The sequence below is a fragment of the Mycobacterium sp. NGS11 genome, assembly GCF_059813315.1.
In genome coordinates this window covers 1-26,778 of sequence record NZ_JCALEJ010000004.1, presented here as the reverse complement: position 1 = coordinate 26,778, position 26,778 = coordinate 1, and the positions used below count along the sequence as shown (strand labels likewise).

The window sequence follows — 26,778 nt, the reverse complement described above, 5'->3', positions numbered from 1 at the left end:
GTGTTTGATTGTCGATTACGACCGTGACGGCAATTTCGGTGAGATCAGCGCCGTATCGCCAATCACTTCGCCGCGACGACAAACCCGTGAATGATCGTGTCGATGTCGCTCGCCTGCGCGGCGGCCTGATTGGCGAAGCCGGTGATGGTCAACTGCACAAGATAACGCTGGCGCGCGGGCGGTGATCCGGTCGCGATGACGATCCGGTTCCAGCTGTGCAGCCGCATACCAGCGTCGAGGTCGTAGCTGCCCTGGATCATCGACGAGGGGAAGCCGTTATAGGGCGCGCCCGAGGCGTCCAGCTGCTTGAAGTTCTCGAACAGTTGGGCATCGTCGTTGCCGTGCTTGATGACCTGGGCGGCGTCGAAGTCGCCGTTGAGCTTGAACACGACCAGCCTCGCCGTCGGAAACTTGCCGCCCTGCGAGATGATCAGCGTCTGCGGGCTGATGTTCGGGCTGGTGAACGGCGACCAGCCCGGCGGTGTGGGTATCGACACCGTCAGGTCGGGCAGCGATCCCGGCGCCACCGGCTCTCCGGTCACCCCGATGCTTTGCAGATACTGCGACAGCGGAACCGGCTTCTCCGCCGGCTTGGTGGTCGTGGTGGTGGGGGTGTTGGACAGGATCGATTGGTAGTCAGGCGATTTCGGTGCGCAGGCGGCGGCGAAGAAAGCCGCCGCGACCGTCGCGGCAGCGGCCACGAGGCGGCCGAGCCGATTCACAGAATCTCGCGGACCGCGTCGATCGGGCGGGCCAGCCGAGTGCCCTTCGGCGTGACGACGAAGGGTCGTTCGATGAGGATGGGGTGTTCGACCATGGCGTCGAGCAAGCGGTCATCGTTCGCGTCCGCGAGATCGAGCTCCTCGTAGAGGGCTTCCCGCTTGCGCACCGCAGCGCGCACGTCGATGCCGGCGTCGCGGATCATCTTCGCCAGCTCGCTGCGCGACGGCGGGGTTTTCAGGTATTGGACGACGGTAGGCTCAATGCCGTTGTCCCGCAATAAATCCAGCGTCTTGCGCGAGGTGCTGCATTTGGGGTTGTGATAGATGACGGAATCGGCCATCTAGGCGTCTCCGTCGAACAGCCCGGTGACCGAACCGTTTTCGAAGACGGCGCGGATGGTGCTGGCCAGCAGCGGCGCGATGGACAGGACCGTCAGCTGGGGGAAGCGCTTCTCCTCACCGATCGGCAGGGTGTTCGTCACGATCACTTCCCGGGCGCCGCAGGCGGCAAGCCGCTCGGCCGCCGGATCGGACAGCACGCCGTGGGTGGCCGCGATGATCACGTCGCCGGCGCCCTCGTCGCGCAGCAACTTGACGGCGCCGGCGATGGTGCCGCCCGTGTCGATCATGTCGTCGATCAGGACGCAGGTCCGCCCCTGCACCTCACCGACGACGCGGTTGGACACCACCTGGTTGGGCACCCGCGGGTCGCGGGTCTTGTGGATGAAGGCCAGCGGGACGCCGCCCAGCGCGTCGGCCCATTTCTCGGCGATGCGCACCCGGCCGGAGTCGGGCGAGACGACCACCATGTTGCCGTCGGGGTAGTTGTCGCGGATGTAGCCGGTCAGCAGGTTCTGCCCGCGCATGTGATCGACGGGCCCGTCGAAGAAGCCCTGGATCTGGTCGGTGTGCAGGTCCACGGTGACGATCCGGTCCGCGCCGGCGGTCTTGAGCAGGTCGGCGACCAGCCGGGCCGAGATCGGCTCGCGGCCGCGGTGCTTCTTGTCCTGCCGGGCATAGGGGTAGAACGGCATGACCGCGGTGATCCGCTTGGCGCTGCCCCGCTTGAGGGCGTCGATCATGATCAGTTGTTCCATCAGCCAGTTGTTGACCGGGTCCGGGGCCGACTGCAGAACGAAGGCGTCACACCCGCGCACCGATTCGTGGAACCGCACGAAGATCTCGCCGTTGGCGAACTCCCGCGCGGTCTGTGCGGTGACGTGGACGTCGAGCTCCTTGGCCACCTGCTCGGCCAACTCCGGATGCGCGCGGCCGGAGAAGAGCATCAAGTTTTTGCGGTTATCGGTCCAGTCGTGGCTCAACGCACTGCCCTCGCCAAATCGGGGTGGGGGATGGAAGGCCCCATCGTACGAAGCGAATGGTACGGAACGATGGCCGGGTTGCCAGCTAGCAAATTCACGGTGTCGGTTCGGCTTCTGGCGCTGGGCCGGCCGTGACGCTCTGACCGGCGGCTTTCTCGGCGGCCTCGGCGGCCTGCGCGGCCGCACTGCCCGGGCGCTTGCGGCGCACCCATCCTTCGATGTTGCGTTGTGGACCGGCGGATACGGCGAGCGTTCCGGGCGGGACGTCGTTGCGCACCACCGTGCCCGCCCCGGTGTAGGCGCCGTCGCCGACGGTCACCGGCGCGACGAACATGGTGTCCGAGCCGGTGCGCACGTGCGAGCCGATGGTGGTCCGCCGCTTGGATTCGCCGTCGTAGTTGACGAACACGCTGGACGCGCCGATGTTGCTGTGTTCGCCGATGTCCGCGTCCCCGACGTAGGTCAGGTGCGGCACTTTCGAGCCGGTGCCGATGGTGGCGTTCTTGGTCTCGACGAACGCGCCGAGCTTGCCGTCGTCGCCCAGCATCGTGCCGGGTCGCAGATAGGTGAACGGCCCGACGGTCGCGCCGGCGCCGATCGACGACGCGGTGCCGTGAGTGCGCACCACCGAGGCGCCGTCGCCGACGCTGACGTCGGTCAGGGTGGTGTCCGGCCCGACGACGCAGTGGCTCCCGACCTGAGTGCGGCCGAGCAGCTGCGTCCCCGGCTGGATGACGGTGTCGCGCCCGATGCTGACGTCGACGTCGATCCAGGTGGTGGTCGGGTCGACGATGGTGACGCCGGCCATCTGATGGGCCGCGATGATGCGGCGGTTCAGTTCGGCACCCAGCTGCGCCAGTTGGACGCGGTTGTTGACGCCGGCCACCAGCGCGCTGTCGTCGACGTGGCGGGCGTGGATGGCCAGGCCGTCGCCGCGCAAAATGGCGATGACGTCGGTCAGGTAGAGCTCCTGCTGAGCGTTGTTGGAGCTCAACCGATTCAGCGCGGAGCGCAGCGCCGCGGTGTCGAAGGCGTAGACGCCGGCGTTGACCTCACGGATCTCGCGTTGCGAGGGCGTGGCGTCGGCGTGTTCCACGATCGCCATCACCTCGTTGTCCTGGGTGCGCAGGATGCGGCCGTAGCCGCTGGGGTCGCTCACCGTGGTGGTCAGCACGGTGACCGCGGCCGGCGCCGCGCTGTGGGTGGCGATCAGGTCGGCCAGGGTGTCGGCGTCCAGCAGCGGGGTGTCGCCCGAGGTGACGACGACGACCCCGGCGTAGTCGGGGGGCAGCGCGGACAGGCCGCACAGCACGGCGTCGCCGGTGCCGCGGGGGCGCTCTTGCAGCGCCACATCGATGGCGCGCCCCAGGGCGTCGGCCCAGTCGGCCACCAGCGGGGCGATCCGCTCGTGATCATGGCCTAGGACGACGGCCAGGTGCTGGGGAGCCACCTTGGTGATCGCGTGCAAAAGATGGGACAGCATGCTGCGCCCACCGATGGTGTGCAGGACTTTCGGGGTGTCCGAGCGCATCCGGGTGCCGGGCCCGGCCGCCAGCACCAGGACCGCGGTATCACCAGGAGACGACATCAACCCTCCTTGCGTTGGTTCGCGCGGGCTGCGCGCTTCAAGCGCCGACACGCCGTCAAGCGTGTCACTTCAGCTGCGGTGAAGGCAAAAAACGATGGGATATCGCAATCAGCAATCGAGCTCCGTCGCCAGGACTCGAACCTGAACTATCTGAACCAAAATCAGAGGTGCTGCCGATTACACCACGACGGATCGCTAACCACTGGCGAGCGGCGGTTTTATACCGACGGCGCCAAGAAGACTTTAGTCTGACGACGATGCGGGCCGCTTGTCGGCTGTTCACCGATACGCTGATTGACGTGGCCGTGCTCGATCGTGACCCGGACAAGGTGGAGAAGGAAGTGCGGGCGCCGCGCGCCCGGATGACCGGCACCGAGCGCCGCCAGCAGCTCGTCGGCATCGCGCGCACGCTGTTCGCCGAACGCGGATACGAAGGCACCTCGATCGAGGAGATCGCGCTGCGCGCCAACGTGTCCAAACCGGTGGTCTACGAGCACTTCGGCGGCAAGGAAGGCCTCTACGCGGTCGTCGTCGACCGCGAGATGTCCGCGCTGCTGGACGGCATCACCTCGTCGCTGACCAACAACCGGTCGCGGGTACGCGTCGAGCGCGTCGCACTGGCGCTGCTCACCTACGTCGAACAGCGCACCGACGGCTTCCGGATCATGATCCGCGACTCACCGGCCGCGATCAGCTCGGGCACCTACTCCAGCCTGCTCAATGACGCCGTGAACCAGGTCAGCTCCATCCTGGCCGGCGATTTTTCCCGCCGTGGCCTGGATCCCGGGCTGGCGCCGCTGTACGCCCAGGCCCTCGTCGGCTCGGTGTCGATGACGGCCCAGTGGTGGCTCGATACGCGCGAACCCAAGAAGGAAGTGGTGGCCGCCCACCTGGTCAACCTGATGTGGAACGGGCTGACCCACCTGGAGGCCGACCCCCGGCTGCAGGACGAGTAGCCGCGCGGGCTAACCGCAGTCGCGGGCCAGCAGGTCGGCGACGGTCTCCCGGCGAACCAGTTCGCGGACGTGCCCGTCCTTGACCGCCACCAGCGCCGGGCGGCCGACCATGTTGTAGTTCGACGCCATGCTGTGGTGGTAGGCGCCGGTGCAGGCCACGGCCAACAGGTCGCCGGGGTGCAGGTCCGCGGGCAGCTCGATGTCGCGGGCGATCTCGTCGCCCGCCTCGCAGTGCCGGCCGACGACGGTGACCCGGTGCTTGGGCCCCAGCGCATGCCGGTTGGCCAGCGCGGCCGTGTATCGCGCGCCGTACAGCGACACCCGCGGGTTGTCGCTCATGCCGCCGTCCACCGCGACGAAGGTGCGTCCACCCGGCTGGGTTTTGATCGAGCACACCCGGTACAGCGTCACGCCGGCCCGGCCGCAGATGGCCCGCCCCGGCTCCGCCACCATCTGGGGCCGCGGGAAATGTTCGGCGGCGCAGGCTTCGTCGAGTGCGTTCTCGATGACGTCGGCCAACTGTTCGAGGTTGAGCTCGCGGTCGCCGGCCAGATAGGGGATGGCGTGGCCGCCGCCGATGTTGAGCTCGGTGAGGATGACGCCGTGCCTGGTCCGGGTGTCGGCCATCGCCGCGATCATCCGGCGGATCGCTTCGCCGTACAGGTCGGCGTCGGTGACCTGGGAGCCGATATGGCAATGCAGGCCGACCAGGTCGAGTATCGGGTGCGCGAGCACCCGCTGGGCCGCGACGTCGGCGCGGTCGCCATGCAGCGTGAACCCGAACTTCTGGTCGCTGATGCCGGTGGTGACCGCCCGGTGGCCGTGGATGTCGATGTCCGGGGTCACCCGAATGAGCACCCGCTGGCGGCGCTGTGCCAGCCCGGCGAGGTAGGCGATTTCCATGCCCGAATCCAGCACGATGCGTCCCACCCCGACCCGCACCGCTTCGCGCAGCTCTTCGGGCGATTTCGCGTTGCCGTGCATGACGATGCGCGCGGGGTCCACTCCGCCCGCAAGGGCGACGGCCAGCTCGCCGCTGGAGCAGACGTCGAGCCCGAGGCCTTCGTCGCGGGCCCAGCGGGCCACCGCGGTGCTCAGCAGCGACTTCCCGGCGTACACCACCTCAACGCCGCGCAGCGCCTTGCGGTAGCGGCGGGCGCGATGCCGGAAGTCGGTTTCGTCGATGACGTAGGCCGGGGTGTGAAACTCGTCGGCGATATCGGTCAGTGGTACACCGCCGACGCACAGCCTGCCCGCCTCGTCGGGGTGCGCGGTGATGGGCCAGATCGCGGGATCGAAACGCGGGGAAGCCGCCTGACCGAGAGACGGCAGAATGTCCAGCAATGTCATGAATTCAACGTGCGTCCGCGGGTAACCCGGTGGTGCCTTCCTTACGATCCCTTGACGCCGGAGAGCTCGATATTGACGAGGTTCGGTGTGTCCGGCCCGGCCACCGAGGGCCCCTAGAATGGAATTCATCATGACCGCACCGGGGGCTGCTCGCCCAGAAACCCCGATCGCGGGGCTCGTTGAATTGGCGCTCACCGCGCCGACCTTCCAGCAGCTGATCGACAGCGCGGCCGCTTCGCCGGCCGAATTACACCTGGTGGGTCCAGCCAGCGCACGGCTATTCGTCGCTAGTGCGCTGGCGCGGTTGGGTCCTCTGCTGGTAGTCACCGCGACCGGGCGCGAAGCCGACGACCTGACCGCTGAACTGCGCGGCGTCTTCGGCGACGCCGTCGCGGTCTTTCCGTCGTGGGAAACCCTGCCCCACGAACGACTTTCGCCCGGCGTCGACACCGTCGGCGCCCGGTTGACGGTGTTGCGCCGGCTGGCCCATCCCGGCCTCGGTCCTGACGGGCGCCCATCCGGGCCCCCTTTGCGGGTCGTGGTGACCGCGGTGCGCTCGTTGCTGCAGCCGATGACGCCGCAGCTGGGCCTGGTGGAGCCGGTCACGTTGAGCGTCGGCGCGGAAATCGAATTCGAGAGCGTGATCACCCGGCTCGCCGAGCTGGCCTACACCCGGGTGGACATGGTCGGCCGGCGCGGCGAATTCGCCGTGCGCGGAGGCATTCTCGACGTCTTCCCGCCGACCGCCGAGCACCCGGTGCGCATCGAGTTCTGGGGCGACGAGGTCAGCGAGATGCGCATGTTCTCGGTCGCCGATCAGCGCTCGATCCCGGAGCTAGAGGTCGACACCCTGATCGCGGTGGCCTGCCGCGAACTGCTGCTCACCGATGAGGTGCGTGAGCGCGCCGCCGAGCTGGCCGCGCGGCACCGCACCACCGAGCCCGCCATCACCGGCAGCGTCACCGACATGCTGGCCAAGATCGCCGAGGGCATCGCGGTCGACGGCATGGAGGCGCTGTTGCCGGTGCTTCGGCCCGGCGAACACGTGCTGCTCACCGACCAATTGGCCCAGCGGACACCGGTCTTGCTGTGCGATCCGGAGAAGGTCCGCACCCGGGCCGCCGACCTGATCAAGACCGGCAGCGAATTCCTCGAAGCGTCGTGGTCGGTGGCCGCGCTGGGCACCGACGCCCCCGTCGACGTGACGCAGTTCGGCGGATCGGGTTTCGCCGAACTCGATGACGTGCGAGCCGCGGCGGCCCGTGGCGGGCATCCGTGGTGGACGCTGAGCCAGCTGTCCGACGAGTCGGCCGTTGAGCTGGACATCCGGTCGGCGCCGTCGGCGCGCGGGCACCAGCACGACATCGACGGCATCTTCGCGATGCTGCGCGCGCACGTCAGCACGGGCGGCTACGCCGCCGTCGTTGCACCCGGCGCCGGCACCGCGCATCGCGTGGTGGAACGGCTGGCCGAATGCGACACCCCCGCCGCCATGCTCGAATCGGGCGCCGCCCCCAAGGCCGGCGTGGTCGGGGTGCTCAAGGGCCCGCTGCACGACGGCGTCATCATCCCCGGCGCCAGGTTGGTGGTGATCACCGAGACCGACCTGACCGGCAGCCGGGTGGCCGCCGTCGAGGGCAAGCGCCTGGCGGCCAAGCGGCGCAACACCGTTGACCCGTTGGCGCTCACGGCCGGTGATCTGGTGGTGCACGACCAGCACGGCATCGGCCGGTTCGTGGAGATGGTCGAGCGCACCGTCGGCGGCGCGCGCCGCGAGTACCTGGTGCTCGAATACGCCTCGAGCAAGAGGGGTGGCGGCTCGGACAAGCTGTATGTGCCGATGGATTCGCTGGACCAGCTGTCGCGGTACGTCGGCGGGCAGGCGCCCGCGCTGAGCAAGCTGGGCGGCAGCGACTGGACCAACACCAAGACCAAGGCCCGCCGCGCGGTGCGCGAGATCGCCGGTGAGCTGGTGTCGCTGTACGCCAAGCGGCAGGCCAGCCCCGGGCACGCGTTCGGTCCGGACACCCCCTGGCAGGCCGAGATGGAGGACGCGTTCGGCTACACCGAGACGGTTGACCAGCTGACCGCGATCACCGAGGTCAAGGGCGACATGGAAAAGCCGATCCCGATGGACCGGGTGATCTGCGGCGACGTCGGCTACGGCAAGACCGAGATCGCGGTGCGGGCGGCGTTCAAGGCGGTCCAGGACGGAAAGCAGGTGGCCGTGCTGGTGCCCACCACCCTGCTGGCCGACCAGCATCTGCAGACCTTCAGCGACCGGATGACCGGATTCCCGGTGACCGTGAAGGGCCTGTCCCGGTTCACCGATGCGGCCGAATCCAAGGCGGTGATCGAGGGCCTGGCCGACGGATCGGTGGACGTGGTGATCGGCACGCACCGGCTGCTGCAGACCGGCGTGCGCTGGAAGGACCTCGGGCTGGTCGTGGTCGACGAGGAGCAGCGGTTCGGCGTCGAGCACAAGGAGCACATCAAGAGCCTGCGCACCCACGTCGACGTGCTGACCATGAGCGCCACTCCCATCCCGCGAACGCTGGAGATGAGCCTGGCCGGGATCCGCGAGATGTCGACGATCCTGACGCCGCCCGAAGAGCGGTATCCGGTGCTGACCTACGTCGGGCCGCAGGACGACAAGCAGGTCGCGGCCGCCCTGCGGCGCGAGCTACTCCGCGACGGGCAGGTCTTCTACGTGCACAATCGGGTCAGCTCGATCGACCGGACGGCCGCCCGGATCCGGGAGCTGGTGCCCGAGGCGCGCGTCGTCGTCGCGCACGGGCAGATGCCCGAAGAACGGCTCGAGCGCACGGTGCAGGGGTTCTGGAACCGCGAATACGACATCCTGGTGTGCACCACGATCGTGGAAACCGGGCTGGACATCTCCAACGCCAACACGCTGATCGTCGAGCGCGCCGACACCTTCGGTCTCTCGCAGCTGCACCAGCTGCGCGGCCGGGTCGGCCGCAGCCGAGAGCGTGGCTACGCCTACTTCCTTTATCCGCCGCACTCGCCGCTGACCGAGACGGCCTACGACCGGCTGGCCACCATCGCGCAGAACAACGAGTTGGGCGCGGGCATGGCCGTCGCGATGAAGGACCTCGAAATCCGCGGCGCCGGCAACGTCTTGGGGGTCGAGCAGTCCGGACACGTCGCCGGGGTCGGCTTCGACCTGTACGTCCGATTGGTGGGCGAGGCGGTGGAGGCCTACCGGGCGGCCGCCGACGGCCAGACCGTCACCACCACCGAGGAGCCCAAGGACGTGCGCATCGACCTGCCCGTCGATGCGCACCTGCCGCCGGACTACATCGCCAGTGACCGGCTGCGCCTGGAGGGGTACCGGCGGCTGGCCGCGGCGGCCTCCGACGGCGAGATCGACGCGGTGGTCGAGGAACTCGTCGACCGGTACGGGGCGCTACCCGAGCCGGCCCTTCGGCTGGTGGCGGTGGCGCGCCTGCGGCTGCTGTGCCGCGCCGCCGGCATCACCGAGGTGTCCGCGGCGTCGGCGTCGACCGTGCGCCTGTCGCCGATGACGTTGCCGGATTCCGCTCAGGTGCGACTCAAGCGGATGTATCCGGCGGCGAGCTATCGGGCCACGACGTCGACGGTGCAGGTTCCCATCCCGCGGGCCGGCGGGGTCGGCGCGCCGCGTCTGCGCGATGTCGAGCTGGTGCAGATGGTGGCCAACCTGGTGACGGCACTGCAGGGTAAACCGCAGACAGATATTGGTATAACGAGTGAGCTGCCTGCATCGATGGCAAGTGAGGAGCGACAGGCGCGATGATCCGCGCCAGCGACGATGCAGTGGGGGAACCCCCAGCCGCGAAGCGGCGAGGGGGACGAAGCGATGAGGAGGAGGGGCGCAGTTGATCGTCGTCTTGTTCGACCCCCGCCGGCCCTCGCTGGTCCCCGTCGAAGCCATCGAGCACCTGTCCGGCGAGGTGCAATACACCGAGGAGATGCCCGTCGCGGTGCCCTGGTCGCTGTCAGCGGCGCGCCCGGTGCACTCCGGCGACGACGCGCCGGTGCTGCTGTCGTCGGACCGCGAGCACCCCGCCGTCGTCGCACGGTTGGCGGCCGGTGCCCGGCTGATCTCGGCGCCCGAGACGCCACGTGGTGAACGGCTGGTCGATGCCGTGGCGATGATGGACAAACTGCGCACCGCCGGCCCATGGGAAAGCGAGCAAACGCACGACTCCCTGCGCAGATTTCTGCTGGAGGAGACCTACGAACTGCTGGACGCGGTCGGCAGCGGCAACGCCGAGGCGTTGCGCGAAGAGCTCGGCGACGTGCTGTTGCAGGTGCTGTTCCACGCCCGCATCGCCGAGGATGCGGCGCAGTCTCCCTTCACCATCGACGACGTCGCCGCCACCCTGATGCGCAAACTGGGCAATCGGGTACCGGGAGTGCTTGCCGGGCAATCCATTTCGCTCGAAGAACAACTGGCCCAGTGGGAAGAGCGCAAGGCGGCCGAGAAGCCACGGAAATCGGTGATGGACGACGTGCACACCGGGCAGCCCGCATTGGCGCTCGCCCAGAAGGTCATTGCCCGTGCCGGCAAAGCGGGCCTACCCGCCGACCTGATCCCCGAGGCGATCAGCTCGATCTCGGTGTCGGCCGACGTCGACGCCGAAAGTGCCCTGCGCGCCGCCGTTCTGGGCTTCGTGGAGACGGTCCGCGAAGTCGAGCGGACGATCTCGGCCGCACGCCGCGGCACCGACGTTCCCGACGAGTTCGACGTGGCCCCGCCCGGCGAGATCTCCGAGGAGGAGTGGCGTGAGCACTGGCCGACGGTCGCGGCGGCACTCGACGATGAAGAGTCGGCGGTCGAGGCCGACTCCGACTTGGTCGAGGTGGAATCCAGCGCCGACGCCGCGGCCGGTGACGCCTGAGGCAGTGGCCACGTCGTTACCGCGGCGCCCCCGCGCCTTTTTTCAACACTTTCGCCCGTCCGCGTGAGCGATCACCGGAATGTTTGCCGGATATGTCATCGGCCACTCGGTAATATCGCGGATGAGGTTGCGAATCACCGTGGTCGGCGTCGGTCTGGCCGGGCTAGCCAGGGCGACCAGCAGCTAACCGATGATTAGCTGAAACCGGCGATAAGTCGGTGCGCCGAGGCCCGAGGCAACCGGGTAGTTGCCGAACGCATGGGACGATGGTGTGGCGGAAGTTGGTGCAGGCGAGTGTGGGGAGCTCAGGAAAGCATGGTGTCGCCGAGGCGTTGGCTGCGCGCGGCCGCCGTGATCGGCGCGACCTCGATCGTGCTGGCCTCTAGTTGTACCTGGCAGCTCAGCCTGTTCATTCCCGACGGCGTCCCGCCGCCGGCCGGGGATGCGGTGCCGGCGGTGGACACTCATGCCAGCGGCCGGCCCGCGGATCAGTTGCGGGAGTGGGCGCAACAGCGGTCGGCGGGGCTGGAGATCCCGGTGATCGCGCTCGAGGCCTACGCCTACGCCGCCCGGGTCGCGGAAGTGGAAAACCCGAAATGCCACATCGCCTGGACCACCCTGGCCGGCATCGGCCAGGTCGAGAGCCACCACGGCACCTATCGCGGCGCGCGGCTGGCCCCCAACGGCGATGTGAGCCCCCCGATTCGGGGCGTCCGCCTCGACGGCAGCGGCGGCACCCTGCGCATCGTGGACACCGAGGAAGCCGTCACCGACGAAGACGGCGTGACGCGCGCCATGGGGCCGATGCAGTTCATCCCGGAGACGTGGCGGCTCTATGGTGTCGACGCTCACAACGACGGCCGCGTCAGCCCCGACAACATCGACGACGCCGCGCTCGCGGCGGCCGGCTATCTGTGTTGGCGCGGAAAGGATCTCGGAACGCCCCGCGGCTGGATCACCGCGCTGCGCGCCTACAACAACTCCGGCGTCTACGCGCGGGCCGTCCGGGATTGGGCGACCGCTTACGCGAAAGGTCACCCGCTGTAGCAGGATGTATCGCTGACCGGCGAAAGCGCACCGGCGACTAGGCAAGTCCAAGCAAGGAGAACTCAGTGCCGATTATCGAGCAGGTCGGGGCCCGCGAGATCCTCGACTCCCGCGGTAACCCGACCGTCGAGGTCGAGATAGCCCTGATCGACGGGACCTTTGCCCGCGCGGCGGTGCCGTCCGGTGCGTCGACGGGTGAGCACGAGGCCGTCGAGCTGCGCGACGGCGGCGAGCGCTACGGCGGCAAGGGCGTGCGCAAAGCGGTGCAGGCCGTGCTGGACGAGATCGGTCCGGCGGTGATCGGCCTGAACGCGGACGATCAGCGGCTGGTGGACCAGGCGCTGCTGGATCTGGATGGCACGCCCGACAAGTCGAGGCTGGGCGGCAACGCGATCCTGGGTGTGTCGCTTGCCGTGGCCAAGGCCGCCGCCGACTCCGCCGAGTTGCCGCTGTTCCGTTACCTGGGCGGCCCGAACGCGCACATCCTGCCGGTGCCGATGATGAACATCCTCAACGGCGGCGCGCACGCCGACACCGCCGTCGACATCCAGGAGTTCATGGTCGCGCCGATCGGTGCGCCCAGCTTCGCCGAAGCGCTGCGCTGGGGCGCCGAGGTGTATCACGCGCTGAAGTCGGTGCTCAAGAAGGAGGGTCTGAGCACGGGCCTGGGCGACGAGGGCGGCTTCGCCCCGGACGTCGCCGGCACCACCGCGGCCCTGGATCTGATCAGCCGGGCCATCGAGTCGGTCGGTTTCAAGCCCGGCGCCGACGTGGCGCTGGCCCTCGACGCGGCCGCCACCGAATTCTTCACCGACGGGACCGGCTACAAGTTCGAGGGAGCCACCCGCACCGCCGAGCAGATGGCAGAGTTCTACGCCGGCCTGCTCGGCTCGTACCCGCTGGTGTCCATCGAAGACCCGCTGTCAGAAGACGATTGGGACGGCTGGGTGACGTTGACCGCGTCGATCGGCGACCGGGTGCAGCTGGTCGGCGACGACATCTTCGTCACCAATCCCGAACGGCTGGAAGAGGGCATCGACAAGGGCGTCGCAAACGCGTTGCTGGTCAAGGTGAATCAGATCGGCACGCTCACCGAGACGCTGGACGCCGTCGCGCTGGCCCACCACAGCGGCTACCGCACGATGATGAGCCACCGCAGCGGCGAGACCGAGGACACCACGATCGCCGATTTGGCGGTGGCCGTCGGCAGCGGGCAGATCAAGACCGGTGCGCCGGCCCGCAGCGAGCGCGTCGCCAAGTACAACCAGCTGTTGCGGATCGAGGAGGCGCTCGGTGACGCGGCCCGCTACGCCGGTGACCTTGCCTTCCCTCGGTATGCCGTGGAGGCGAAATAGCTTGACGTTCAACGGCTGACATGGCTGACGCGAAACGGCCCGACTCGAAGCGGCGCTCCCCGGCATCCCGCCCGGGGAAGGCCGGCGATTCGGGTCGGGGGCGTCGCACGGCCAAGCCGTCCTCCAAGCCGTCGTCGCGGACGTCGCCCACCGCGAACCAGGCCGGCCGCAATCCCACGCGTAGGCAGCAAGAGCATGTCGTCGAGCCCATCGTGCGCCAGGCCGCCGAATCCCTCGAGCAGCGCTCCGAACAACGGCTGGGCTTCACCGCGCGCCGCGCGGCGGTGCTCGCCGCAGTGGTCTGCGTGCTGACGCTGACCATCGCCGGACCGGTGCGCACCTATTTCGCGCAGCGCACCGAGATGAATCAGCTCGCCGCCACCGAGGCTGCGCTGCGCAGTCAGGTCGCGGAGTTGGAGCAGCGGAAGGCCAAACTCGCCGACCCGGCCTACATTGCGGCGCAGGCCCGCGAGCGGCTGGGCTTCGTCAAGCCAGGAGACATCCCGTTTCAGGTTCAGCTTCCGCCGTCGGCGGCCGAGCCCGCGCAGCCGGGATCCCCGTCGGCGAAGCCGGCCAACGGAGATCCCTGGTACACGTCGCTGTGGCACACCATCGCCGACGCCCCGCACCTGCCGCCCGCCAAATCGCCTGCGCCCCCGCCTCCTCCGGCGGAGCCGGGATCGACCGAGCCGGTGCCCGCACCGAACCCCACGGGTCCCGGTGGTTGACCATGCCGACCTGGAAGCGGTGGCGCGCCAGCTCGGGCGCGAGCCGCGCGGGGTACTCGAGATCGCCTACCGGTGTCCCAATGGTGAGCCCGGCGTGGTGAAGACAGCGCCGAAATTACCTGACGGCACGCCGTTTCCGACGCTGTACTACCTGACCCATCCGGCGTTGACGGCCGCTGCAAGCAGGCTGGAGACGACGGGGTTGATGCGCGAGATGACCGAGCGGCTGGCCCAGGACGCCGAGTTGGCGGCCGCCTACCGCCGCGCCCACGAGTCGTATCTGGCCGAACGAGACGCGATCGAATCGTTGGGAACGACGTTCTCCGGCGGCGGGATGCCGGACCGGGTCAAGTGCCTGCACGTACTGATCGCCCACTCGCTGGCCAAGGGCCCCGGCGTCAATCCGTTCGGCGACGAGGCGCTGGCGATCCTGGCTGACGAGCCCGCGATGGCGGGCGTGTTGGTGACAGGCCAATGGTGAACGCAAGGCTCGCGGGAATCGACTGCGGTACCAACTCAATTCGCTTGCTGATCGCCGACCTCGACGGTGGCCGGCTGGTTGACGTGCACCGGGAGACGCGGATCGTGCGGCTGGGCCAGGGCGTGGACGCGACCGGCGAGTTCGCGGCGGACGCGATTGCGCGCACCCGCGCGGCGCTGAGCGATTATGCGGCGTTGATCGACGAGCACGGCGCGCGGCGGGTGCGAATGGTGGCGACATCCGCCGCCCGCGATGTCGCCAACCGCGACGCGTTCTTTGCGATGACGGCCGAGGTGTTGGGCGCGGTGCTGCCCGGAGCGGTGGCGGAGGTGATTACCGGTGCCGAAGAGGCCGAGCTCTCTTTCCGTGGGGCGGTCGGCGAGTTAGACAGTGCGGCGGGCCCTTTCGTCGTCGTCGACCTGGGCGGTGGCTCCACCGAGATCGTGGTCGGCGCCGATGCTGACGGCGGCGTGACGGCCAGCTACTCCGCCGACATCGGCTGCGTACGGCTGACCGAACGCTGCCTGCATTCCGATCCACCGACGCCCGAGGAGGTCGCGGCGGCGCGCGCGGTGGTGCGCGAACGCCTGGAGGTCGCGCTGGGTGAGGTGCCGGTGGAGGGGGCGAAGACCTGGGTCGGGCTGGCCGGGACGATGACGACGCTGTCCGCGCTGGCCCACAATTTGACGGCGTATGATTCTGCAGCCATTCATCTTTCGTGCGTACCCGGCGACGACCTGTTGTCGGTCTGCGAACGGCTGATCGGCATGACGCGCGCCGAGCGCGCGGCCTTGCCGCCGATGCACGAGGGTCGCGCCGACGTGATCGGCGGGGGTGCGATCGTGGTCGAGGAGTTGGCGCGCGAACTGCGTGCCCGAGCGGGCATCGGCGAGCTGACGGTCAGCGAGCACGACATCCTGGACGGCATCGTGTTGTCCATCTCGGCGTAGATCACACAGGCCACATTTGCATCTAGAAAAATGGGTGTGCCTTTCGCCCGCCTCGTAGCGACAGTCTCGGCGGTGTCGTACCCGTATGCGACCGTCCGGGGATGACACTTCGCGGAATCGAATTGCGCTACGTGCTCGCGATGCAACTGGCGGTGCACGGCCCGGCGACCATCACCGAATTGATCGATGCGCTGCAATGGCACAGCTTCGGGGTGTGCGGGAGACCATCGAAGGCGATCTCGGATGCGCTGCGATGGGAGGTCGAACGCGGCAGGGTGTCGCGACTCGGGCGAGGCCGGTATGGGCCCGGATATATGCCGCGTGGCACCGAACATCGGATCCACCAGCGTGTGCTGGCATTGCGCGAGGCGGCCCGGCTGTCGCTATGAGGCGGGCAATTAACTAACTCACCGGAGCGGACGCCAGAGTGGCGTGCGCACCCGGCCGCGGGTTTCATGCCTCGAAGCGATATCCCATGCCCGACTCGGTCAGCAGGTGCTTGGGATGCGACGGGTCGTTCTCGAGTTTGCGGCGCAGCTGCGCGAGATACACACGCAGGTAATGTGTTTCGGTGGCATACGCCGGGCCCCACACCTCTTTGAGCAGTTCCTCACGGCCGACCAGCTTGCCGCGATTGCGGACAAGGACCTCGAGCATTCCCCATTCGGTCGGGGTGAGATGCACTTCGCTGCCGTTCTTGGTGACCTTCTTGGCGGCCAAGTCGACGGTGAACGATTCGGTCTCGATCACCGGTTGCTCCAGCTCGGAGGCGGCGGTGTTGCGCCGCACTGCCGCCCGCAGTCGCGCCAGGAATTCGTCCATCCCAAAGGGTTTCGTCACATAGTCGTCGGCGCCGGCATCCAGCGCCTCGACCTTGTCCGAGGAATCGGTGCGCGCCGAGAGCACGATAACGGGTGCGGTGAGCCAGCCGCGCAGACCGGCCAGCACGTCGATGCCGGAGATGTCGGGCAGGCCGAGGTCGAGGATCACCACGTCGGGCTTGTGCTCGGCGGCCGCGCGCAATGCGCCGGCACCGCTGGACGCGGTGATCACCTCGTAGCCCCGCACTGACAGGTTGATGCGCAGCGCACGCAGGATCTGCGGTTCGTCGTCGATCACCAGGACGCGCGTCATCACGCGTCCATCGCTTGTGGCGCAGCCATATCCACGATGACGGTCAGGCCGCCGCCCGGGGTGTCGGTGGCCGTAATCGTCCCGCCCATGGCTTCGACGAAGCCGCGCGCCACCGACATGCCCAGGCCGACACCGATGGTGTTGTCGTTATCGCCAAGGCGCTGAAACGCTTCGAAGATCTGTTCCTCGGCCCCGTGCGGAATCCCCGGGCCCTCATCGATGACATTGATCAGCACGCGATCACCCACCCGGCCCGCGTTGACCCGGACCACGCAGTCGGGCGCGTAACGCAGCGCGTTGTCGATCAGGTTGGCCAGCACCCGTTCCAGCAGCCCGGCGTCGGCCATCACCATGGCGTCGGCCACCTCGACCTTGACCCGATCGATGGCGGACCGGAAGAACCCGGTGGCGCCCTTGCCGATACTGACCAGGGCCCGCTGCACGGCCTCCTCCAGATACACCCGGCTCAGCTCCGGGTGGATCACCCCGGCGGCCAGACGCGATGAGTCGAGCAGGTTTCCGACCAGCGCGGTCAGCTGGTCGATCGACTCCTCGATGGTGGCCAGCAGTTCCGCGGTGTCGTTGGGGGAGAAGGCGACGTCCTCGGCGCGCAGGCTGGAGACGGCGACCTTGGCCGCGGCCAGCGGGGTGCGCAGGTCATGGCTGACCGCCGACAGCAGTGAGCGCCGAAGTTCGTCGGCCCGGACGATCGCCTCGGCGCGGCTCGCCTCTTCGGCAAGCTCACGCTGTCTGATCAAACCCGCGGCCTGCCTGGCCACCGCGCCGAGCACCCGCCGGTCGCGCGCGGAGAGCTGTCGGCCGGCCAGCAGCATCCAGAACTCGTCGTCGCCGACTTCGATCGCGGTGTCGGCGGAATCGACGGTGGCGCAGGGGGTTCTGCCGACGCAGGCGATGACTTCGCTCTTCTTCCCGCCGGCGAGCGCTTCCTCACCGGTTTCCCGCAGCATGCTGACGGCGCGCTGGGCGTAGGTCTCCCGTACCCGTTCGAGCAGCGTTTCCAGGTCGGCGCCGCGCAGCACCGACCCGGCGAAAAGGGTCAGCAGCTCGGCCTCCTGCGAGGCGCGTCGGGCTTCCCGGGTGCGTTTGGCCGCGAAGTCGACCAGCACGGCGACGGCGACCGCGATGAGCAGCAGCACCAATTCGGTGATGGCGCTGTTGGGTTCGGCGATGGTGAAGCTGTGCCGCGGTGCGATCAGGTAGTAGTTCAGCAGCAGGCCGGAAAGCACGGCCGAAAGCGCCGCGGGCGCAACGCCTCCCAGCAGGCCCACCAGCAGCACGCCGATGAAGAACAGCGCGCTCTCGCCGCCGGTGTCCAGATATGGGTCCAGCATCGTGACCGTGATCGCGCAGATGACCGACGGCACGATGAAGGCCGCCAGCCACGATGCCACCCGCCGCTCGCGGGGTACGAGTGAAGACACCCGGAAGCCGCGTTTGGACTCCTCGTGGGTGACCAGGTGTACGTCGATCTTTCCCGACAGCTCGACAATCCTTGGACCGATGCCCTCCTCGAAGAGGCGTGCCCAGCGTGATCGCCGCGAGGTGCCGATCACCAGCTGCGTGGCGTTCATTTCGCGGGCGAATTCGAGCAGCGCCGTGGGCACCTCGTCACCGACCACGGTATGCATCGACGCGTCGAGGCTGCTCGCCAACTTGCGAATCTTGGCCATCCGCGACTCCGACAGGCCGGCCAGCCCGTCGCCGCGCACGACGTGCACCACCATGAGCTCCGCGGTGGACTTCGACGCGATACGCGACGCCCGTCGCACCAGCGTCTCGGATTCGGGTCCACCGGTGACCGCCACGACCACCCGCTCGCGCGCCTCCCACATGTCGGTGATCTTGTTCTCGGCGCGGTACTTGGCCAGCGCCGTGTCGACCTGGTCGGCAAGCCACAGCAGGGCCAATTCCCTTAACGCGGTCAGGTTTCCGCGACGGAAGTAGTTGGACAGCGCCGCATCGATGCGATCCGGCGCGTAGACGTTGCCGTGAGATAGCCTGCGGCGCAATGCTTCTGGCGTGATATCGATCAGCTCGACCTGAGAGGCCTGTCGGACCACCGAGTCGGGCACCGTCTCCTTCTGTTCTATGCCGGTGATCTGGGCGACAACGTCGTTCAGGCTTTCCAAATGTTGCACGTTGACCGTTGAGATCACGGTGATCCCGGCGTCGAGCAGTTCCTCGACATCTTGCCAGCGCTTGGCATTCTTACTGCCCGGTGTATTGGTATGCGCGAGTTCGTCGACGAGGACGACCTGGGGGCGGCGCTGCAGGACCGCGGGCACGTCTAGTTCGGCGAAGCTGCCGCCGCGATAGTCGACTTGGCGGGGCGGGATGAGCTCGATGCCCTCAAGCAGCTCAGCGGTTTTCGACCGCCCGTGGGTTTCCACCACGCCGGCCACCAGATCGGTGCCTCGTTCCAGCCGCCGATGTGCCTCGCCCAGCATCGAGTACGTCTTGCCCACGCCCGGAGCCGCGCCGAGATAGATGCGCAGCTCCCCGCGTTTGGGATGGTGGTCGCGGAGGCTGACGTCGCTCACGTCAACCATCATCCCCCCTCGGCGCTAACTCGTGACCGGGTACCGGTGGTCGAGTTGCAGATTTAGTTGCAGCACATTGACGCATGGTTCACCGAAAAATCCGAGCCCGCGACCGCTGCTGTTCTGCGCGACGACCTCACGTATCTGCTCTGGACTGACGTGGCGCACCTTGGCCACCCGCGCCACCTGGATGTCGGCGTAGGCGGGTGAGATGTTCGGATCCAGGCCGCTGCCGCCGGCGGTCACCGCGTCCGCAGGCACCGCCGGATCGGCGGGTGCGGCACCGCGGATGGGGACGGTCTGCCCGATCGAGTAGTCCTCGCCGTACCTGGCACATTCGACCCGCACGCCCTGGTACAGGGCGAGGAACGGTGTGATCGTCGCTCCGCACGGCTCGTTGACGCTGACCACCCGGGTCGGTCGGATGATGCCGCCGCGCGCGTCGCGGGGGCCGATCACCGACAACACCGCACCCACGCCACCGCCGGTGCAGAACGGTCGCGACCCGTCGACCCCCTCCAGCTTGCCCACCGCGGCGCTGCGCGAGCACACGGTCGTCAACAAGCTCGGTTTGAAGCCGGCGTCCGACGCCGACTTGCCGCCCGCCAGTTGCGACGGATCGGCGGGCGTGTCGACGATGCTTTCCGGGCCGAGGTTGCTGCCGCCAGACGAGGTCGGGTCATACCCGTTGCCGGCCGCCGAGGGCCGGCTCTGGAAGTACTGCGGCAGCGCGTTGCCGTCCTTGTCGGTGAACAGCTGGCCGATCAGTCTGCTGCCCACCGGCTTACCGTTGGCGGTCAGAATCGACCCCTCGGCCTGGTCGCGCAACCCGGGGAACTGCGCGACCAGCCAGACGAACGCTGGGTAGGCGAGACCAGTGACGACGGTCAGCACCAGCAGGGTGCGCAGTGCCGCCCAGTGCAGGCGAACGAAATTCGACAAAGACATGTCAGGACATCCCCGGGATGAATTGGACGATCAGATCGATCAACTTGATTCCGACGAACGGGGCGACGATGCCGCCGAGGCCATAGACGTACAGGTTGCGGCTCAGCAACTTTGACGCACTGTTCGGCGTGTATCGCACACCGCGCAGCGACAGCGGGATCAGCAGCACGATGATGATCGCGTTGAAGATCACCGCGGACAGGATCGCCGACTGCGGGCTGTGCAGCCGCATCACGTTGATCAGGTCCAGCCCGGGAAACAGTGCGACGAACATCGCCGGGATGATCGCGAAATACTTGGCAATGTCATTGGCGATCGAAAAGGTGGTCAGGGCGCCCCGGGTGATCAGCAGCTGCTTACCGATCTCCACGATCTCAATGAGTTTGGTGGGGTCGGAGTCCAGGTCGACCATATTGCCGGCCTCTTTGGCGGCCGACGTGCCGGTGTTCATCGCCACGCCCACGTCGGCTTGAGCCAGGGCCGGCGCATCGTTGGTACCGTCACCGGTCATCGCGACCAGCTTGCCGCCTTCCTGTTCGCGCTTGATCAGGTCGAGTTTGTCCTCGGGAGTGGCCTCGGCCAAGAAGTCGTCGACTCCGGCCTCATCGGCAATCGCCTTGGCGGTCAACGGGTTATCACCGGTGATCATCACCGTCCGGATGCCCATCCGCCGCATCTCGTCGAACCGCTCGCGCATGCCCTGCTTGACAACATCCTTGAGATGGATGACGCCGAGCACCGACGCTGTGCCGCCACGGCTTTCCCCGACCACCAGCGGAGTACCGCCCCCGGCAGAGATGCCGTCGACGACCTCGCCGAGCTGCTGGGGCACCGTACCGCCTTGCGCGCGTACCCATTCCGCCACCGAACTCGCGGCACCCTTGCGCAACAGGTGCCCCTCGAGGTCGACACCCGACATCCGGGTGGTGGCCGAGAACGTCACCCATTGGGCCTGGGCCAGTTCACCGGGCGTGCGTGCCCGCAACCCGAAGTGCCGCTTGGCGAACACGACAACCGAACGGCCCTCGGGTGTTTCGTCGGCGAGGCTGGACAACTGCGCGGCGTCGGCCAGCTGTTCGGCGGAGACGCCGTCGAGCGGGACAAAGGCCGCGGCCTGCCGGTTGCCCAGGGTGATGGTGCCGGTCTTGTCCAGCAGCAGGGTGTTCACGTCGCCGGCGGCTTCCACCGCCCGCCCGGACATGGCGAGCACGTTGCGCTGCACCAGCCGGTCCATGCCGGCGATGCCGATGGCCGACAGCAGCGCACCGATCGTCGTCGGAATCAAGCAGACCAGCAGCGACACCATCACGATCCCGGTGACACCGCTTGCGCCCAGCGCCTGGCCATCCGGGACGCCCGGATTGTTGACCTTGGAGTAGATCGCCAGCGGCTGCAGCGTCGCGACGGCGAACACGAAGATGATGGTCAGCGCCGCCAGCAGGATGTTCAGCGCGATCTCGTTGGGAGTCTTCTGCCGGTTGGCGCCCTCGACCAGCGCGATCATCCGGTCGATGAAGCTTTCGCCCGGCTTCTGGGTGACTTTCACGACGATGCGGTCGCTCAGCACGGTGGTTCCCCCGGTGACCGCCGAGCGGTCTCCTCCGGATTCGCGGATCACCGGCGCCGATTCACCGGTGATCGCCGATTCGTCCACCGAGGCAATGCCTTCCACGACATCGCCGTCACCCGGGATCACCTGTCCGGCTTCGACCACGACGATGTCGCCTTGCTGCAACTGCGCCGCGGCGACGGCTTCCTCGACCGCGGTGGCTCCGGGCGCCCAGTCTTTGAGCCGCCGGGCCATGGTTTGGGTCTTGGCCCGACGCAGCGTTTCGGCCTGGGCCTTGCCCCGGCCTTCGGCGACCGCCTCGGCGAGGTTGGCGAACAGCACGGTCAGCCATAGCCAGATCACCGTCAGCCAGGCGAACCACGTCGGGCTCAGGAACGCCAGCACGGTGCTCCAGGCGGCGCCGATTTCGACGATGAACATCACCGGATTCCGCCAGAGGGTGCGCGGGTCGAGTTTGCGCAGCGCATCTGGGGTCGACTTCCACAGCATCTTCGGGTCGAGCAGGCCGCCCTGCACCCGTTTTCGGCTTACCGGAGCCGGTTGCGTCTGTTCGGCCGGCTCGATCGCGGTCGCGGTCATCAGTGGATTCCTTCGGCGAGAGGCCCGAGCGCGAGCATGGGCAAGAACGTGAGGGCAACGACGATCAACGTGACGCCGGCCACCATCCCGACGAATTGCGGCCGATGGGTGGGCAGGGTGCCCGTCGACTCCGGTGTGGCGCCCTGCTTGGCCAGCGAGCCGGCCAAGGCCAGCACGAGCACAATGGGCAGGAATCTGCCGAAGGCCATCGCCAGCCCGAGGGCCGTGTTCCACCAAATCGTGTTGGCGCTGAGCCCGGCGAAGGCCGACCCGTTGTTGTTGGCCGCGGAGGTGAACGCGTAGAGCACCTCGGAGAGTCCGTGCGGCCCGCCGTTGAGCATGCCGGCCCGCTCGCCGGGCAGTGCCATCGCGATCGCGGTGCCGGTCAGCACGATCAACGGCGTGACCAGGAAATAGCTTGCGGCAAGCTTGATTTCGCGGGGGGTGATCTTCTTGCCGAGGTATTCGGGGGTGCGCCCGACCATCAGCCCGGCGACGAAGACGGTGATCACCGCCAGCACGAGGATGCCGTACAGGCCGGACCCGGTGCCGCCGGGCGCGACCTCGCCCAGCTGCATGTTGAACATCGCGATCATGCCGCCCAGGCTGGTGAGGGAGTCATGAGCGGAGTCGACGGCACCGGTCGAGGTGAGCGTCGTGGCGGCGGCGAACACCCCGGAGTCGGTGACGCCGAAGCGCTGCTCGACTCCCTCCATCGCCGCGCCGATCGACGTCGGCACCGTGCCGTGGTGCTGCACCTGAAACCACAGCATGAACGTCGTGCTGATCGTGTAGAGCGTCGCCATCACGGCCGCAATCGCGAAGCCCTGCTTGGTGTTTCCCACCATCCGTCCGAAGGTGCGGGGCAGCGAGAAGCCGATCACCAGGATCAGGAAGATTTCCAGCCAATTGGTCCACGCGGTCGGGTTCTCAAACGGGTGCGCGGAGTTCGCGTTGTAGAAACCGCCACCGTTGGTGCCGAGTTCCTTGATGACCTCCTGGCTGGCCACCGGACCGCCGGTGATGGTCTGCGCGGTGCCGTTGACTCCTGCGACGATCTGGTCGTGCAGGTGGAAGTTCTGGATCGCCCCACCGGCCACCAACAGGATCGCGCTGATGATGGCGATGGGCAGCAGGATGCGCAGCGTTCCGCGCACCAGGTCCACCCAGAAGTTGCCCAGCTCGCCGGTACGCCTGCGGGCGAACCCGCGCACGAGCGCCACCGCCACCGCCATACCGACGGCGGCGGAAACGAAGTTCTGCACAGCCAGCCCGGCCATCTGCACGAGATGGCCTTGGGTCGTTTCGCCCGAATACGCTTGCCAGTTCGTGTTGGTGACAAAGCTGACCGCGGTGTTCCAGGCCAGTGAGGGCGTCATCTTGGTGGCCGGGTCATGCAGATGCAACGGCAACTTTCCCTGCACGAGTTCGAATACGAACAGGAACAGGATGCTGACCGACGAGAACGCCAACACGCTGCGGGCGTAGGCCCCCCAGGTCTGCTCCGCGCGGGCATCGACCCCGATCAGTCGATAGATCACTCGCTCGGCCTGCAGGTCCTTGTCCGACGTGTACACCCGAAACATATAGTCGCCGAAGGGAATATGCACGACCACCAGCGCCACGACGAGAACGACCAAAAAAAGGATCCCGGCTGTCGTCGTGTTCATTTAGAACCTCTCCGGGAACAGCAGGGCGCCTGCGAGGTAGAGCGCGATAAGGATGGAAAGCCCCAGGCCGACCGCATTCTGGTAGTTCACAGCCGCTCGACCAACTTTTGAGCCAGGCCGAGTGTGGCGAACACCGCCACCGTCAGCACGAGATACACCGCCACGCCCATCATTTCTCCGTCCGCGCCAATCACGTGCATACGAAATGGGACTCGACGAGCCGGCCACATCGTGTGGTGATCGCAAGCGCGGCACAGCCGGGCACAGCGGGTCACCACCATCAGCGAAGGTCTCGCCAGTCAAGATCAGCTCGAAATTAGCTCGGTGGCATCCGCCGGCGCGTCCGGTTGACGGTTTCCTAACGGGCGCACGGTGCACATTTACGGTTCCTTTACGCCCGGGGTCCGGGCAGGAAAGAATCGCAGTGTCGGTCAATCAGCGGCTGCGGCAACGGCATCCATGCGACCACCGCGGGTGCGCTACTGCGACGGTGTGTCGGCGGTCGACCTGGTGATCAACGGCAGCCGTACCCGGAAAACGGTGCGGCTCTCGTCGGATTCGGCGGTGACCGAACCTTGATGAGCCTTGACGATCGAGTTGACGATGGCTAAACCCAGTCCATTGCCCGAGCCGTTGGACCTCGACTTGTCGGCCCGGACGAACCGCTCGAACAACCTGGGCAGCAGCTCGGCGTCGATGCCCGGGCCGTCGTCGGTGACGGTCACTTCCGCGTAGGGCGCACCGGGACCGACACGGCGGCAGGTGATTCCGGTCGTCACCGTAACCCCTGGCGGAGTGTGCACGTGGGCATTGCTGAGCAGATTGCTGACCAGCTGATGCAGCCGGGCGTGATCGCCGAGCACCCATACCGGCTCGTCGGGCAGGTCTTTGACCCAGTGGTGCGTCGAGGCTGCCACCGTCGCGTCGTTCACCGCGTTGCTGACCAACTCGGCCAGGTCGACCTCTTCGGTCTGCAGATCCTGGCCTTCACCCAGCCGCGAAAGCAGGAGCAACTCGTCGACGAGCAATGCCATCCGCCGAGCCTCGGATTCTATTCTGGCCAAGGCGTATTCGGTGGTCGGCGGCAGCGCCGAACTGTCCTGGCGGGTCAGTTCGGCGTAGCCCTGAATGGCGGCCAGCGGTGTGCGCAACTCATGGCTTGCGTCGGTGATGAATTGGCGCATCCGCAGATCCGAGTCGACCCGATGCGCCAGAGCGCTATCGACGTTGTCCAGCAAGCGGTTCAGCGTGTGGCCGACGATCCCCACCTCATTCTGGGGGTTGGTGTCCTGCGGTGGTACCCGGACGCTGATCAGGTGGTCGTCGCCGGTGAGCGGCATGGCGGCGACACCGGCGGCGACGGCCACGAGCCGGCGCAGCGGGCGAAGGGTGTAGCCGACCACCCACACCGTGAGCCCGGCGGTGACCAGCAGTGCCGCCGCGGTGAGCACGATGGTGGTGAGCTGTTTGCGGGCGATGATTCGGTCGGCCAGGTTGTGCGACACCCCGACGACGAGGACGTCGGACCCGTTGACAGTGCTGTCGATGCGGTAAGGCCCCAGCCTGCCGAGAATTTCGGTGCGCGGCGGCCCATCACCCCAGGATTGCGATTGAAGGTCACGGACGACGTCGGCCGGCGCGGGTTTGGGTTCGTCTTCGGAGAACACTGCCGACCCGATCACGGTGCCGTTGTGCAACACGGCGATCAGGTTGCCCGGCGTCTGCCCGGTGAACTCCAGCATCGCCTGTGCGATCGGCGGGGTGCCGGGCTTCGGCGAAACATGTTCGCCGTTGCGGTATTTGGTGTACTGGTGGCTGAACGCGTCCAGAGACTCGGCCACATCGGCGTCGCTCATGATGTTGACGTAGCCGCGCAGGCTCAACACCGACACGATCCCGATCGTCACCAGCACCACGCTGACCACCGCCAGCACCCCCAACAGCAGTTGGCGCCGCAGCGAATGGGGGAACCACCGGGGAAAGTCCCTGGATACGCCGATCGGGTCTCGGGTCATTCCGCCGGCCGGAGCATGTACCCCACACCACGGACGGTATGAATCATCGGTTCCCGCCCGGAGTCGATCTTCTTCCTCAAGTACGAGATGTAGAGATCCACGATGCTGGTGCGGCCGGCGAAGTCGTAATTCCAGACACGGTCCAGGATCTCGGTCCGGCTCAACGCGCGGCGGGGATTGCGCATGAGGAAGCGCAGCAATTCGAATTCGGTGGAGGACAGCGAAATCGGGTCGCCGTCGCGGGTGACTTCCCGGCTGGCGCTGTCGACCTTGAGTCCGCCGACTTTGAGCGTCTCGGCGGTCGGCGTGGGTTGCTGCCCGGAGCGGCGCAGCAAGCCGCGCAGCCGGGCAACCAGTTCCTCGAGGCTGAACGGCTTGGTCATGTAGTCGTCGGCGCCCGCGGTCAGACCGGTGACCCGGTCCATCACCGAGTCGCGCGCGGTGAGGAACAGCGTGGGGGTGTAGGCGTCGGACTGCCGGACGCGTTCCAGTATTCGCAACCCGTCCACATCGGGAAGCATGATGTCGAGGACGAGGACGTCCGGGTTGACCCGGTCGAACTTGGCCATGGCTTCGCGTCCGTTGTGGGCGATGTCGACGACCCAGCCTTCGTAATGCAGCGCCATTTTCACCAGGTTCGTCAACGCCGGCTCGTCGTCGACCAGCAAAACCCTGATGGGTGACCCGTCGGCACGGTAGATCCTGGGCAGCTGCCCCAGGATGGCTTGACGTGGGCGCTGCGCGGCTGAGGTTCCCGACATTGCGGTCATGTTCCTACATTCTGGCAAGCCGCACACGGGACTGTCACGGAGTTCATAGAAACCTCAAATGTAGCCGTCGGTCAGCGGCCGCGTCCGACTGCGCGGGGCGGTGGGCTGATTCGCGGGGCAGCGAA

General features: G+C 67.5%; 23 protein-coding genes and 1 tRNA gene. 9 read left to right on the top strand and 15 right to left on the bottom strand.

The window, feature by feature from the left end; all coding sequences use genetic code 11:
* Positions 1 to 62: 62 nt before the first annotated feature.
* The 5 genes from AC5Y4T_RS06910 to AC5Y4T_RS06890 form a co-directional block, all read right to left on the bottom strand.
* A complete protein-coding gene (locus tag AC5Y4T_RS06910; protein ID WP_499952512.1) occupies positions 63 to 722 on the bottom strand; it encodes an LpqN/LpqT family lipoprotein in 660 nt (219 codons plus the stop codon).
* Positions 719 to 1,063, bottom strand: coding sequence for an arsenate reductase (glutaredoxin) (arsC, locus tag AC5Y4T_RS06905; RefSeq protein WP_499952511.1), 345 nt, complete (start codon positions 1,061 to 1,063; stop codon positions 719 to 721). The genes AC5Y4T_RS06910 and arsC overlap by 4 nt, the downstream gene beginning before the upstream one ends.
* Positions 1,064 to 2,044: a ribose-phosphate diphosphokinase gene (locus AC5Y4T_RS06900; RefSeq protein WP_499918417.1), complete on the bottom strand. Its 981-nt coding sequence runs from the start codon at positions 2,042 to 2,044 to the stop codon at positions 1,064 to 1,066.
* 94 nt (positions 2,045 to 2,138) lie between these two features.
* Entirely contained in the window at positions 2,139 to 3,632 is a 1,494-nt protein-coding gene (gene glmU, locus AC5Y4T_RS06895; RefSeq protein WP_499952510.1) for a bifunctional UDP-N-acetylglucosamine diphosphorylase/glucosamine-1-phosphate N-acetyltransferase GlmU, read from the bottom strand.
* A 120-nt stretch (positions 3,633 to 3,752) separates the two neighbouring features.
* A tRNA-Gln gene (locus tag AC5Y4T_RS06890) sits at positions 3,753 to 3,824 on the bottom strand.
* 170 nt (positions 3,825 to 3,994) lie between these two features.
* On the opposite strand from AC5Y4T_RS06890, the gene AC5Y4T_RS06885 reads away from it, so the two are divergent.
* Positions 3,995 to 4,588 (top strand): TetR/AcrR family transcriptional regulator, encoded by a 594-nt coding sequence (locus AC5Y4T_RS06885; RefSeq protein ID WP_156656103.1) that lies wholly within the window; start codon positions 3,995 to 3,997, stop codon positions 4,586 to 4,588.
* 9 nt (positions 4,589 to 4,597) lie between these two features.
* Here AC5Y4T_RS06885 and lysA read toward each other — a convergent pair whose 3' ends face one another.
* The gene (lysA, locus tag AC5Y4T_RS06880) at positions 4,598 to 5,938 is read right to left on the bottom strand and encodes a diaminopimelate decarboxylase (protein WP_499952509.1); all 1,341 of its coding nucleotides are present in this window, start codon (positions 5,936 to 5,938) and stop codon (positions 4,598 to 4,600) included.
* A 130-nt stretch (positions 5,939 to 6,068) separates the two neighbouring features.
* On the opposite strand from lysA, the gene mfd reads away from it, so the two are divergent.
* The 8 genes from mfd (at position 6,069) to AC5Y4T_RS06840 (ending at position 15,795) form a co-directional block, all read left to right on the top strand.
* Complete coding sequence (mfd, locus tag AC5Y4T_RS06875) at positions 6,069 to 9,737, top strand: transcription-repair coupling factor (protein ID WP_499952508.1); 3,669 nt, start codon at positions 6,069 to 6,071, stop codon at positions 9,735 to 9,737.
* An 82-nt stretch (positions 9,738 to 9,819) separates the two neighbouring features.
* Complete coding sequence (locus AC5Y4T_RS06870; RefSeq protein WP_499952507.1) at positions 9,820 to 10,845, top strand: nucleoside triphosphate pyrophosphohydrolase; 1,026 nt, start codon at positions 9,820 to 9,822, stop codon at positions 10,843 to 10,845.
* A gap of 318 nt (positions 10,846 to 11,163) precedes the next feature.
* Positions 11,164 to 11,892 (top strand): lytic transglycosylase domain-containing protein, encoded by a 729-nt coding sequence (locus AC5Y4T_RS06865; RefSeq protein WP_499952674.1) that lies wholly within the window; start codon positions 11,164 to 11,166, stop codon positions 11,890 to 11,892.
* 65 nt (positions 11,893 to 11,957) lie between these two features.
* Positions 11,958 to 13,247: a phosphopyruvate hydratase gene (gene eno, locus AC5Y4T_RS06860; RefSeq protein WP_499918410.1), complete on the top strand. Its 1,290-nt coding sequence runs from the start codon at positions 11,958 to 11,960 to the stop codon at positions 13,245 to 13,247.
* A gap of 20 nt (positions 13,248 to 13,267) precedes the next feature.
* Positions 13,268 to 13,975: an FtsB family cell division protein gene (locus AC5Y4T_RS06855; RefSeq protein ID WP_499952506.1), complete on the top strand. Its 708-nt coding sequence runs from the start codon at positions 13,268 to 13,270 to the stop codon at positions 13,973 to 13,975.
* Complete coding sequence (locus AC5Y4T_RS06850; RefSeq protein WP_499952505.1) at positions 13,968 to 14,456, top strand: DUF501 domain-containing protein; 489 nt, start codon at positions 13,968 to 13,970, stop codon at positions 14,454 to 14,456. Before AC5Y4T_RS06855 ends, AC5Y4T_RS06850 begins: the two co-directional genes overlap by 8 nt.
* Entirely contained in the window at positions 14,450 to 15,406 is a 957-nt protein-coding gene (locus AC5Y4T_RS06845; protein ID WP_499952504.1) for a Ppx/GppA phosphatase family protein, read from the top strand. Before AC5Y4T_RS06850 ends, AC5Y4T_RS06845 begins: the two co-directional genes overlap by 7 nt.
* Positions 15,407 to 15,507: 101 nt before the next feature.
* Positions 15,508 to 15,795 carry a hypothetical protein gene (locus tag AC5Y4T_RS06840; RefSeq protein ID WP_499952503.1) on the top strand — a complete coding sequence of 96 codons (288 nt, stop codon included), beginning with the start codon at positions 15,508 to 15,510 and terminating at the stop codon, positions 15,793 to 15,795.
* Between the two features lie 64 nt (positions 15,796 to 15,859).
* Here the strand turns inward: AC5Y4T_RS06840 and AC5Y4T_RS06835 are convergent, their stop codons facing one another.
* The 9 genes from AC5Y4T_RS06835 to AC5Y4T_RS06795 form a co-directional block, all read right to left on the bottom strand.
* Positions 15,860 to 16,540 (bottom strand): response regulator, encoded by a 681-nt coding sequence (locus tag AC5Y4T_RS06835; protein ID WP_499918404.1) that lies wholly within the window; start codon positions 16,538 to 16,540, stop codon positions 15,860 to 15,862.
* The gene (locus tag AC5Y4T_RS06830; protein ID WP_499918402.1) at positions 16,540 to 19,113 is read right to left on the bottom strand and encodes an ATP-binding protein; all 2,574 of its coding nucleotides are present in this window, start codon (positions 19,111 to 19,113) and stop codon (positions 16,540 to 16,542) included. Before AC5Y4T_RS06830 ends, AC5Y4T_RS06835 begins: the two co-directional genes overlap by 1 nt.
* 12 nt (positions 19,114 to 19,125) lie before the next feature.
* Positions 19,126 to 20,049, bottom strand: a complete 924-nt coding sequence (locus AC5Y4T_RS06825) for a potassium-transporting ATPase subunit C (RefSeq protein ID WP_499952502.1) — start codon at positions 20,047 to 20,049, stop codon at positions 19,126 to 19,128.
* A gap of 1 nt (position 20,050) precedes the next feature.
* A complete protein-coding gene (kdpB, locus tag AC5Y4T_RS06820; protein WP_499952501.1) occupies positions 20,051 to 22,198 on the bottom strand; it encodes a potassium-transporting ATPase subunit KdpB in 2,148 nt (715 codons plus the stop codon).
* Complete coding sequence (gene kdpA, locus AC5Y4T_RS06815; RefSeq protein WP_499952500.1) at positions 22,198 to 23,868, bottom strand: potassium-transporting ATPase subunit KdpA; 1,671 nt, start codon at positions 23,866 to 23,868, stop codon at positions 22,198 to 22,200. The genes kdpB and kdpA overlap by 1 nt, the downstream gene beginning before the upstream one ends.
* Positions 23,869 to 23,958 (bottom strand): potassium-transporting ATPase subunit F, encoded by a 90-nt coding sequence (locus AC5Y4T_RS06810; protein ID WP_067355147.1) that lies wholly within the window; start codon positions 23,956 to 23,958, stop codon positions 23,869 to 23,871.
* Complete coding sequence (locus tag AC5Y4T_RS06805; protein ID WP_499952673.1) at positions 23,955 to 24,038, bottom strand: potassium ABC transporter ATPase; 84 nt, start codon at positions 24,036 to 24,038, stop codon at positions 23,955 to 23,957. Before AC5Y4T_RS06805 ends, AC5Y4T_RS06810 begins: the two co-directional genes overlap by 4 nt.
* 309 nt (positions 24,039 to 24,347) lie before the next feature.
* Positions 24,348 to 25,883 (bottom strand): sensor histidine kinase, encoded by a 1,536-nt coding sequence (locus AC5Y4T_RS06800; RefSeq protein WP_499952499.1) that lies wholly within the window; start codon positions 25,881 to 25,883, stop codon positions 24,348 to 24,350.
* Positions 25,880 to 26,653, bottom strand: a complete 774-nt coding sequence (locus AC5Y4T_RS06795; protein WP_499918396.1) for a response regulator transcription factor — start codon at positions 26,651 to 26,653, stop codon at positions 25,880 to 25,882. Before AC5Y4T_RS06795 ends, AC5Y4T_RS06800 begins: the two co-directional genes overlap by 4 nt.
* Positions 26,654 to 26,778: the final 125 nt, after the last annotated feature.